Source organism: Streptomyces sp. NPDC058240, assembly GCF_042882135.1.
Lineage (GTDB): Bacteria > Actinomycetota > Actinomycetes > Streptomycetales > Streptomycetaceae > Streptomyces.
Map to the genome: position 1 here is coordinate 1 of NZ_JBHVWT010000095.1, position 10579 is coordinate 10579.

A 10579-nucleotide genomic window follows, 5' to 3' on the forward strand; every position below is an offset into this window, starting at 1 on the left:
AGCGGCTTGGATCAACCAGCCGGCACCAGACGGCCCGCTGATCCCAGCACAGCGTTAGAACGATCTACCTGCCTTGATCGCTTTGACAGGTTCCGAAGCTCATCCGCCGAGGCGTCCACAGGTCCGTGAAGGCCCTGGAGGACGACATCACCGCGTGGATCGACACCTGGAACGAGAGCCCACGGCCCTTCACCTGGACCAAGACCGCCGACGAGATCCTCAACTCCCTCGCCGACTACCTCATCAAGGTCGGAACCACCAGCCAGAAAACAGAGCAGAACTAACCATCAGGATTTCTGGCGCATCACACTAGCAGGTGCGTCACGGCTGTGGTGGCCGACAGGGTGTGGACCAGGTCGCCCAAGACGGCGAGCTGTGCCGGCGGCGCTGTCACGTTGTTGGGTGTGTGAGTGTCTGATGGGGCGTCGGGGTGTGGTGGGCTTGCGTTTCGGGCCTGGGGTCAGGCCGTGGTGGGCCGGCTTGCAGCGCCGGTGATCTGGTCCCAGATGGCGAAGCGGGTGGTCATCTCGGCGCGTTAGTGGGCGGCGGTCATCAGGTGGTGGCGGGGCCGGAAGTGGGGTGAGATGCCGCTGAACGCGGACAGGAACCGCTGTGCTCCACCGATGCTGCGGAATCCCTTCATCGGGCGTTCGCGCTGGCGGGTGGGCTGGTGGCTGTTCTCGGCCCGGTTGTTCGGGCCCTTGTGGGAGCTGTGCTCGACCGAGGGCATCACCTCGCGGTGGGCCGCCCCGCAGGAGCGGAGCTTGTCCGTGACGACTACCCGCGGCACCGGGCAGGTCGTCTTCGGCAGGCGGCGGAAGAAGCGCCTGGCCGCAGCGGTGTCCCGCCGGTTCTGGACCAGGATGTCGAGCACGTTGCCGTCGGCGTCGACGGCTCGCCACAGGTACTTCTGCTCTCCGTTGATTTTGATGAAGACCTCGTCCAGGTGCCACTTGTCGCCGGGCCGGGGTCGCCGGCGGCGCAGGCCGTTGGCGTAGGCCTGGCCGAACTTCGCGCACCAGCGGCGGACGGTCTCGTGGGAGACGATCACGCCGCGCTCGAGCATCAGTTCCTCGACCTCGCGGAAACCGAGCGGGAAGCGGAAGTGCAGCCACACGCAGTGGGAGATGATCTCCACCGGGTACCGGTGCCCCTTGTACGACGGCGACGCGCTCCCCACGGACGGTCCCCCTCCACCATGATCAACTCGAAGATCCTCCCACGCCCCGACCTGTCGCGATGGGATACCGACGAGCTCGCGGCCGTAGCTCTCGCACTCAACAACAGGCCCCCGCAGGACCCTCGCTCCAGCTCCCGCACCCGGTTCTCCACCTGCCGTAGCTGGTATCGCAGCCACTCGGCGAGGGCTTTGTTCTTGTCCAGGTCGGATATGGGGGTGCCGCCGGGCATGGCTACGGTGCCCCGTCCCCGGCCGGCTCGTGAGCGTGCTGCAGCAGCATCCTGGCCTTCACCAGGTCCGGCGCGACTCCCAGTACGGATGCGTCGTCACGGTGGCGCTCAGCTCCAGCAGGCGGCGCCGGTACACGGCGAGCTGGGCGCGCCCGATGAACGGTTGCCGGGCCGTGGTTTTCGTGCTCGGCGGCCTGGTGTTCGGTCCGGCCGGGGGACCGGCGCAGTGGCGACGCTGGACTGGTGCGGGTCGGGCGAGGTGCGGCGTGAAGTAAGGATCAGGGCCGCTGCCTACGTGCTCGAATTTCTCCGACTGGAGAAAACCGGGGAACGGCGATACGCTCGCCACCATCGGGCCGGACCGTACCGTCGGGGACGACGCGGCCGACCCGTCCGAGTGGAGGCCGCCCCGAGGGGGAAGGCAGGCGAGGAGGTGGAACCGACACGGGGGCGGGAGTGCCGGGCGGCGCCTGTGGGGCGGGGCGACCCGATCGTGGTGCCCACCGGCCGGCCACCGTTCGGTGCAGGCGCGGGAACCGGAAACGCCACCGGTCGTATGCGTGCGCTTTTTTCCGTCGTGCGTCATTCGTCGACATGCGCGGATTATGGTATTGGCGGGCCGAAATTCGGTCTGCGGCATCGCGGATTTGAACGAGCCCATTTCCAGGACGGCGCGTATTTCACACGGACTTCGTTTCGCCGTCCAACCTCGGTAATGCGCGATGTCGCCCGCTCGAACATTTGGGGATTCCACGCCGATACGCCCCCGGTGTACTCGTTCGGCGGGAACGGGAAGTAATCTTTATCCGCCCGCCGACCCGCGCGGCGCGTGAGCGACCGCTACCCGTCGTCCCGCAGTCGCGCGATCAGTTGTGTCCGGGAACGGACTCCCGCCTTCTCGAAGACGTGCTGCACGTGCGTCTTGACGGTGGTCACGCTGATGAACAGCGCGGCGCCGATCTCGGCGTTCGCGGCGCCCTCGCAGACCAGGCGGACCACATCGCGCTCGCGGGGGGTGAGCCCCCACGCGGCGACCGGCGGCCCGGTCTCGACGGGGCAGTGGCTGGCCTGGAACGTGTGCTCCAGGAATGCGTGGGCCTTGTCGAGAAAGCCCAGGTCGGAGTGGGTGAACCCGCCCAGCTCCGTAGTCCGCAGCAGGGACAGGCCGCCCACGATCCGCGCGCCGCTGTAAAGGTAGAGCTCTGTCTCGTGGCGGAACCCGAGCGGGGCCATGAAGCGCCGGTAGTACTCGCCGCGCTCGTACCGCTCCGGCAGGTCGCGCATGGTCACCAGGGGTCGGCGGGGGCCGACGAAGCGCCGCGGGTGGAATGGGTCGAGGCGGTGGTAGTGCGCGGTGTAGCTCCGGTTCTCGACGGGCCGAATCCGGTGGAACGCGTGATCGACGGCGTTCAGTTGCGCGTCGACGGAGTAGAAGACGATTCCGGAGCAGTTCACCATGTTCGCCAGGAACGTCATTGCCTCAGTCTTGAAGCTCCAGGGGTCTTCGTTTTCGGGAAGAAGTCGCATCGTTGTCGCCACAACCTCGAAGCGGATTTGCGCGATTCTAGCAGGAATCCAGGAAAGCGAAACAGGCACGATCTCATACATTGGAATGATGTTCGGGGTCGAGGGACTGGCATAGCTTCGCCTCGGTGATCGGGAATACCGGTCGCAGCGGAGGAAGGGAATGCCCGAGGCAATGACTGGGACCACGGCCGAGCCGGCCACAGGGCCAACGACCAGGACGATCATCACCGGCGGACGCGTACACACCCTAAACCCGGCCTCCCCCGAAGCCGAGGCCGTCGTGCTGGAGCACGGCCGGGTACTTGCTGCGGGGCCGGACGACGACATGCTCAGCCTCGCGGGTCCGGCCGCGCACCGGATCGAAGCGGAGGGCGCCTGGGTGGTGCCCGGCCTGATCGACACTCACCCGCACGTGCTGCACTTCGGGGCGCTCGCGGGCGGCCTGGTCGACCTGACCGACGCCGTCGACCACGCCGACATCGTCGAGCGGATCCGGGCCAGGGCCGCCACCACGCCGGCCGGCGGCTGGATCATGTGCACCCCGGTCGGCGAGCCGCACTACTTCATCCGCCGTTCCGAACGGGATCTCGCGGAGCGACGACTGCCCGACCGCCACACGCTGGATCGGGCCACCGCCGACCACCCGGTGCTGATCCAGGCGTGGGCGCCCAAGATGCCCGCCGTGGTGGCGTTCAACAGCGCCGGACTGCGCGCCGTTGGGCTGGCCAGCTTCCTGCCGGACCGGGTCTGCGACGTCGAGATCGACAAGGACGAGCACGGTGACCCGACCGGCATCCTGCGCGGCCCGGTCACCAACTACTACACGTACGACCCGTTCTGGGGCCAGATCCTGATGAAGCTGCCCGGTTTGGACCCCGCCGACGCGGTTCAGGGCACGATCGACGAGATGGCCCGCTTCACGGCCAAGGGCGTGACCGCGCTCTACGAGGCACACGCAATGGAGCCCGAGCACATCGACGTCTATCGCCGGCTGCGGGCCGCAGACGCGCTCACGGCCCGGGTGCTGGCGACCTGGGACATGGAATCGGCCATCTTCTATCCGTTCGATCCGCTGAGCCTCGACGCGTTCACCGAGCGCCTGCACCGTCTCGGCGCCCACTGCGTCGACCTCGACGACGACCTGCTGCGGTTCAACGGCCTCACCCTCAGCCCCGGCGGCCCGTGCTTCTCCGGTCACTTCGCGACCCACGAGCCGTACACGAACCCCTTCGGCCGGCCGGCGCACGGTACCCGCTTCATCACCCTCGACAAGGAGGAGGCGTTCGTCCGCCACTGCGCCGAGCACGGCATCCGCGCGAACGTGTGTCTGGGGGCCTTCCGCGAGCACGACGAGTTCCTGGAGATCGCCGAACGCGTAGTGCGCGAGCACGACTTCCGGGACCGGCGCTGGATCCTTCAGCACGCCATGACCATCACCCCGGCCCAGGTGCGGCGCTATCGTGCCCTCGGCTTCCAGGTCACCACGTCGGTCGGCTTCGCGTGGGGCAAGGGCACGATGTACGGCGAGCGGATCGGCACCCACGTGTGGCGTGACCTGACGCCACTCAGGCGGCTCCTGGACGCCGGCCTCGACCTCGCAGGGGGTACCGACTGGGGGCCGAAGAACCCCTGGGAACAGATCAAGCTCGCCCAGACGCACGAGTTCGCGGGCAGTGACCACCGCAACGACGGGCCGGATCAAGTACTCACCCGCGCCGAGGCGTTCGCGATGTGGACCACCGGTGCGGCCGAGGTGCTCGGCTGGTCGGACATCGGCGCGCTGGTCCCCGGCCACCACGCCGACATCGCGATCGTCGACCGCGATCCGCTGCGCTGCGACATGGACGATCTCGCGGGCACGACGGTGCTGCGCACGCTGCTTGGTGGGCGAACCGTACACGACACCGGTGACCTGCGGACCGTTGGCGACGAGCCGGCATCGACGGGAGCGTGACCATGGACGAGAGCCTGAACCACGACAGGGGCGTGCCCGGGTCCCCGGCAACGAGCACGCGCCAACGGGTGCTCACCCGGCTCGACCTACTGCGCGGCGAGATGCTGGACACCCTCACCGCCGCGGTCCAGATCCCCAGCATCACCCCGACCTACCCCGGTGAGGTCTACGCCGACCTGGTCGGCGCCGAGGGGGAGGTCTCGCGCCTGCTGGCCGAGGTCTACGCCGAAGCAGGCGCCGAGACCGACATCTTCGCCGTTGAACCCGGCCGCGACAACGCGGTGGGTGTGATCCACGGTACCGGGGGCGGGCGTTCGCTGATCTTCAACGGACACGTCGATGTGGTCCCGCCCGGGGACGCGTCCGGCTGGCGCTCGGGCGACCCGTTCGACGGTGTCGTCGAGGACGGCTGGATCCGCGGTCGCGGCACCGTCGACATGAAGAGCGGCCTGGTCGCGCAGGCGTTCGCGGCCCGCGCGCTGCATGAGGCCGGGGTGCGCCTGCGCGGTGACCTGATCCTCCAGGCAGTCGTAGGCGAGGAGAACCTGGAGAACCACCTCGGCACCTCCGCGGTGCTCGACCGCGGCTACACCGCAGACGGGGCCATCGTCTCCGAACCGACCGGCGGGGCTTGGCCGTTGTCCGTCATGGCCGCGACCCCCGGCCTGCTGGTGATGCGGATCGAGGTGGCCGGCAAGAGCTCCCACTCGTCGATGCGCGGGCGGATGTTGTGCCGACCCAGCACGACCGAGGCGGTCGCGGCCAGCGCGATCGACCGCGGATTCGTGATCTACCAGGCGCTGCGCCGGCTGGAGAGCGACTGGGCGGTGACCAAGTTCGATCCGCTCTTCGAACCGGGACACTTCACCCTCGCGCCCGGCGTCGTGGACGGCGGCGCGCGCCACTCGCGCAGTGGGGCGTTCATCCCCGACTCGATGAGCATGGTGTACGCGGTGTTCCACCCGCCGGGGGAGGACCAGGCGGTCGTGCGCAAGGAGATCGAGGGCCACATCGCGCACGTCGCCGCCACCGATCCCTGGCTGCGCGCGCATCCGCCGGTGGTGGAATGGCCGTTGCGGTATCCGGGTTCGCGGGTCGACGCGACCCATCCGCTCTGCGCCGCGGTCACCGACGCCCGTGAACTCGCCGCCGTCGACACACCATTGGCGGGCCGCCCGCCGGTGGCGGCGTTTCCCTCCGCGGCCGACTCCACGTGGCTGTGCGCCGCCGGGGTCCCCGCGGTCGGCCTCGGGCCGGGCGAACTCGCGATGGCGCACGCGTACGACGAGCGCTGTGCGGTGGACGAGATCGTCTGCGCCGCACGCGCGTACGCGTTGGCCGCGATGGACTGGTGCGGATCATGAGCGAGCCGGTCGCACCGTACCTGACCGTCGGCCTGTCGACGGTGGTCCGCAGCATCACCTCGCGCGCCCAGATCGCGCACAACCTCGACATCGTCGAGGAGGCCGTGCACGCCGCGGTGTCCGTCGTCGGCATCAACATGCCGGTCAAGCTGATCGCGCTGGCCGAGGGCGCGTTGACCGGATTCGCGGACGAGATCCTCGACATCCCGCACGTCACCGCGGCCCGCGACCTGTTCGTCAACATCCCCGGTCCGGAGACCGAGCGACTGGCCGCGCTGGCCCGGCACTACGACACCTACATCGTCGCGCAGTGCAAGGCGCGCTGGCCGGAGATCCTGCCCGACCGGTTCTTCAACACGCTGTTCGTCATCTCCCCGGCGGGCGAGATCGTGCACCGCGCGGCGAAGAACCACGTATGGTGCCGCGAACGCTCCTGCACACCGCACGACGTGTACGACCGGTGGGTGGAACTCTTCGGCGACGGCATCGACGCGTTCTACCCGGTGCTGCGCACCGACGACATCGGCAACCTCGGCACGATCTGCTGTAGTGACGGCGAATACCCGGAGGCGGTGCGGGCGTTGGCCCTCCAGGGCGCCGAGGTGGTGTACCGCCCCAGCGAGGCGGTGCCAATGACCCAGGCCGGTCCCGACCCCGGAGGCACCTGGCTACTGCAGAACCGGGCGCACGCCCACTTCAACAGTCTGTACCTGGTCTGTCCGAACGCCGGACCGGTCTATCCGACGCCCGACTCCCGCCACCCGTACGACTTCGCGGGCGGCAACGCGCACGTCGTCGACTTCCACGGGGCGGTGCTCGGGCGCACCGTCTCCGGGTACAACTCCTTCGTGTCCGGGATCGTCGACATCGAGGCGTTGCGGCAGTTCCGGACGATGAATCTCAACAGCAACTGGCTCAAGGACCTACGCACCGAGGTCTTCCGGCGGATGTACGACGAACCGATCCATCCGGCCAACCTGTGGCTGACGGACGAACCGGTCCGGCACGCCGAGGCGGACAAGATCTACCGCGCAAACATCCGGCGGCTGGTGGAGCGGGGCGCGTACACGCCACCGGCGCACGCGTTTCCCGGCGCCCGCTACATCGCGCCGCCGGATCCTGGTCCGACCAGGTAGCGCTCGATCGCCGGGCGCAGCCGGGTGCGCTCGAAGTCAGGCTCGGGAGCGGCCAGTTGCTCCAGGATGAGCCCGTTGAGCAGGGTCAGCAGGTGCGCGGCGTCGCCTTCGGGGTCGTCGGCCCCCGCGGCGGCCAGCTCGACCGCGAACGCCCGGCGCTGCGCGTCGCCCCACGCGTCGAGGGCGGGGCGCAGGTGCGGGCGCCGGGCGACCTCCAGGAACAGTTCGTAGCGGGCGATGCACGCGTCCCGGTCGTCGTCGACGGCGCCGGCCAGGTAGTGCGCCAGGCGGGCGGCGTGGGCGTGCGGTGTGGCGTCGGGCGTGGGGGACAGGCGGTTCTGTACCTCGACGATCTGACGCGCGGCCAGTCGGCGCAGGGCCTCGTCGAGGAGCCGGTCGCGGGTGCCGAAGTAGTACCGTGCCGACCCGTGGGTGGTGCCCGCCTCCTCGGCGACCGCCCGGTGCGTCACGGCGCGGGCGCCCTCGCGGGCGAGCAGGCGCACGGTGGCGTCGAGCAGGGCTTCGCGACGGGCGGCGCCGCGGGCCAGGCGCGGCTCACGGACGGGGTTGGGCATGGCCTCACTGTACGCGGGGCGACCGGCGGGGGCCGCGACGGGTAGGAGACCACGAGACGCCGCTCACCGCCACCCCTGCTCGCGCACCGCCGCCCCCGACCTCCGGGCCTCGCCCGGCCCGCGCCCGGTCCGCACGAGGCATGCGGTGGCGGAGGCCCGGTGAGGGCGCTGTCACGTTGTTGGGTGTGTGAGTGTCTGATGGGGCGTCGGGGTGTGGTGGGCTTGCGTTTCGGGCCTGGGGTCAGGCCGTGGTGGGCCGGCTTCTCGTTTGTGCAACCCACCTCGATGCCCCGGCGTCCAGTTCTATGACAGACGGCTGCCGATTTCCCGGGAGGGCACGTGGCGAAGAAGGACGGGACAACGGACGCGGCGAGGGATAAGGACCGCGAGAAGTGGATGGCGCGTTTCCAGGTACGGCTGGCCATGCAGCCGGGCGTGGACCGGGCAGTGGTGCTCCAGGCGGTCAAGGACGTCACGACGCACTGCTCGGATACGGGAGAGCACCCGCGGACTGCTTTTGGCGCCCCGGACGCCTATGCCGTGCAGGCCGCCGCGCGGCTGGTGCCGGCGGACCGGGCGGCGCGCGCGAGGCGGCACGACGCCGCGGTGGACGCGCTCGGCTCTGTGCTGAAAAGGGCCAGGGACGTCACGGGTTTGTGACCGGTTGAAGCGACTTCCGTCATGTCCCGGCACACGGGTTCTGACGCAGCTTCCATCCGTCGGGGCTATGGGGCAGCTCGGGCGATTTGGCGGAGCGTCGGAGGCGGTGACACCGATTGTGCTTTGCGCGCTGCTGGTGACAGACGGCGTGCCGTCCCGGTGACAACCATCGTGCTTCGCCCGGTCGAAGCCGCAGGTCAACCGACGCCGCAGGTGACACCTACCGTGCTTCGGCTCAGCTGTGACTGAGCGCTCTATATGGCGGGTGAGCGCTTGAGCCGGCGGCTGAGCGTTTCCCTCCCTTGTTCTGCGGGAGGGAGTGAGCCCTTTGTATTGTTCACCTGCTGGCGGGGGGCCCGCTACCGCAGAGACAACGCCAGGGTGACCCGCATGTCGCCCTCGGCCAAAACGTCAAGGACTTCGGCGAACAGGTCGTACGGCTGACCGTTCAGCTTCGGGGCGTCGGCATCATTCGGCGGCGGAATGGTCCTCGCGGTCCCACTTCCGCCTCCAGAACGCGGAGAGACGGTGGTCGTGCTCGAAGCCGGGGCGGGAGAGCGGGCCTACCCGTTCGATCGCCTCCCCGGTGCGCGGGTGGTCCCGCCGTAGGAGACCGTAGGCGGCGTTGAGCCGCGTCCCGAAGTCGTCCTCGTCGAGCAGGGCCACAAGAGCGTCGGCGACCGCCACGGTACGGTCCACGCTGTCCGCGCGACCGCCACGGTACGGTCCACGCTGTCCGCGACGGCCTCCGCGGTACAGGCGCGCACATCAGCCACCGGATCCCGGAGCAGCCCGACAATAACGTCCGTGAAGTCGGGGCTGCCGTCGTGGGCCGCGATCAGTGCCCGACCGGCTCCGGCACGAACTCCCCAATCCTCGTCCCCGGCGAGCGATATCAGGGCGGCGCGAGCCGCCGCGTCGAGGGGAGGGGGCGGGGTACTCGAGCTGAGCAGGAGGTCGGGGACCTGGGCACGGACACGCGGGTCCGGGTGGCCGGCGTGCCGCAGTCCCGCGGCCTTCGATTTCCGGTGCTCCGTCTCGCTCAGGACGCGGAGCACCTCGGCGAGGACGCCGGGGTCGTCCTCCCCATCTGTCGCCCAGGCGACGAGCAGTTCCGCCGTCTCCTTCTCGTAGGAGTTCCGCCAACTCGACGGCAACAGGAGGTACCAGTGGAGGACGTCGAGGACGAACCGGCGGTGCGCCGGATCCGGGTTGTGGCGGTACGCCGTGACGGCCGACCACGTCTCCTTGCTGCGGCGTTCACTGAGGACCCACCGGGCGGACGACCAGTCGACATGGTCCGGGTCGCGCCGTGCCACGGCCCTGACCACTAGCTCGTCCACGGGCGTCAGAATGCGGAAGGCCCATTCCAGGTTTGTGAGGATCGCGCCGTGCCCGCCGCGGACCGTTAGGCCAAGGCCGTGAAGTTACGGACTGATCGTCGGCGTCAAGATGTTGATGCTGAGGGTGGCTGTGTAGGTGTGTCGGTCGACCTTGAGGCTTTTGTACGCGTATCGGGACAGTGGGCGTTTCACTGCGCGGGGGCTGATGCGGAGGCGACGGGCGGGCATGAGCTGGTCCAGGACGGCACGGCCGATCGTTCCGACGAGGTCGATCACGGTGTCGGCGATGATGCCCGCGGCCTGGACGATCTGGTCGCGGGCGCATCGGAGCGCGACGCTGAAACTGCCCCGGTCCGGGTCCGCTCCGGGTGTGGTTTCGGTGGCGTCGGCGATCGCGATCCGCAGGACCTGGTAGGCACTCAGCAGGGAGTAGACCTCCTGGGCGATGCCGGCCCAGGTCTTAGCGCAGGACCCGTCGGCCCAGCATCGACTTCTTGATCGCGAAGTAGGCGGATTCCACTTCCCATCGCTCGTGATACAGGCTGACCAGGTCGGATGCCGGGTACCGGTGGTGGTCAAGGAGGTTGGTGGCCAGTCGGTAGAGCCCGGT

8 protein-coding genes and 2 pseudogenes are annotated in these 10579 nt (G+C 69.3%); 5 read left to right on the top strand and 5 right to left on the bottom strand.

What is annotated here, in order from left to right:
• Window positions 1-95 precede the first annotated feature (95 nt).
• A pseudogene (locus tag ACFVX4_RS40720) lies at window positions 96-284 on the top strand (IS630 family transposase); the annotation flags it as partial.
• 260 nt (window positions 285-544) lie between these two features.
• On the opposite strand, the pseudogene ACFVX4_RS40725 reads toward ACFVX4_RS40720, so the two are convergent.
• The 3 genes and pseudogenes from ACFVX4_RS40725 to ACFVX4_RS40735 all read right to left on the bottom strand — a co-directional run.
• Window positions 545-1180: pseudogene (locus tag ACFVX4_RS40725) on the bottom strand (IS6 family transposase); the annotation flags it as partial.
• Between the two features lie 288 nt (window positions 1181-1468).
• Window positions 1469-1762, bottom strand: a complete 294-nt coding sequence (locus tag ACFVX4_RS40730; protein WP_389988155.1) for a hypothetical protein — start codon at window positions 1760-1762, stop codon at window positions 1469-1471.
• Window positions 1763-2250: 488 nt separating this feature from the next.
• Window positions 2251-2886, bottom strand: coding sequence for a response regulator transcription factor (locus ACFVX4_RS40735; RefSeq protein ID WP_389988158.1), 636 nt, complete (start codon window positions 2884-2886; stop codon window positions 2251-2253).
• 223 nt (window positions 2887-3109) lie between these two features.
• Between ACFVX4_RS40735 and ACFVX4_RS40740 the strand changes: the two genes are divergently transcribed.
• From ACFVX4_RS40740 to ACFVX4_RS40750, 3 genes are read left to right on the top strand one after another with little or no spacing between them, the layout of a single operon-like run.
• The gene (locus ACFVX4_RS40740; protein WP_389988161.1) at window positions 3110-4891 is read left to right on the top strand and encodes an amidohydrolase; all 1782 of its coding nucleotides are present in this window, start codon (window positions 3110-3112) and stop codon (window positions 4889-4891) included.
• Window positions 4892-4893: 2 nt separating this feature from the next.
• Window positions 4894-6255 (top strand): ArgE/DapE family deacylase, encoded by a 1362-nt coding sequence (locus tag ACFVX4_RS40745; RefSeq protein WP_389988164.1) that lies wholly within the window; start codon window positions 4894-4896, stop codon window positions 6253-6255.
• Window positions 6252-7391 carry a nitrilase-related carbon-nitrogen hydrolase gene (locus ACFVX4_RS40750; RefSeq protein WP_389988167.1) on the top strand — a complete coding sequence of 380 codons (1140 nt, stop codon included), beginning with the start codon at window positions 6252-6254 and terminating at the stop codon, window positions 7389-7391. Before ACFVX4_RS40745 ends, ACFVX4_RS40750 begins: the two co-directional genes overlap by 4 nt.
• Here the strand turns inward: ACFVX4_RS40750 and ACFVX4_RS40755 are convergent.
• A complete protein-coding gene (locus ACFVX4_RS40755; RefSeq protein ID WP_266811446.1) occupies window positions 7355-7966 on the bottom strand; it encodes a TetR/AcrR family transcriptional regulator in 612 nt (203 codons plus the stop codon). The two genes, ACFVX4_RS40750 and ACFVX4_RS40755, sit on opposite strands and share 37 nt — an antisense overlap.
• A gap of 339 nt (window positions 7967-8305) precedes the next feature.
• Here ACFVX4_RS40755 and ACFVX4_RS40760 point away from each other — a divergent pair, with 339 nt between their 5' ends.
• Window positions 8306-8626: a hypothetical protein gene (locus tag ACFVX4_RS40760; RefSeq protein WP_389988170.1), complete on the top strand. Its 321-nt coding sequence runs from the start codon at window positions 8306-8308 to the stop codon at window positions 8624-8626.
• Between the two features lie 563 nt (window positions 8627-9189).
• Here the strand turns inward: ACFVX4_RS40760 and ACFVX4_RS40765 are convergent.
• Entirely contained in the window at window positions 9190-9969 is a 780-nt protein-coding gene (locus tag ACFVX4_RS40765; protein ID WP_389988173.1) for a HEAT repeat domain-containing protein, read from the bottom strand.
• Window positions 9970-10579 lie beyond the last annotated feature (610 nt).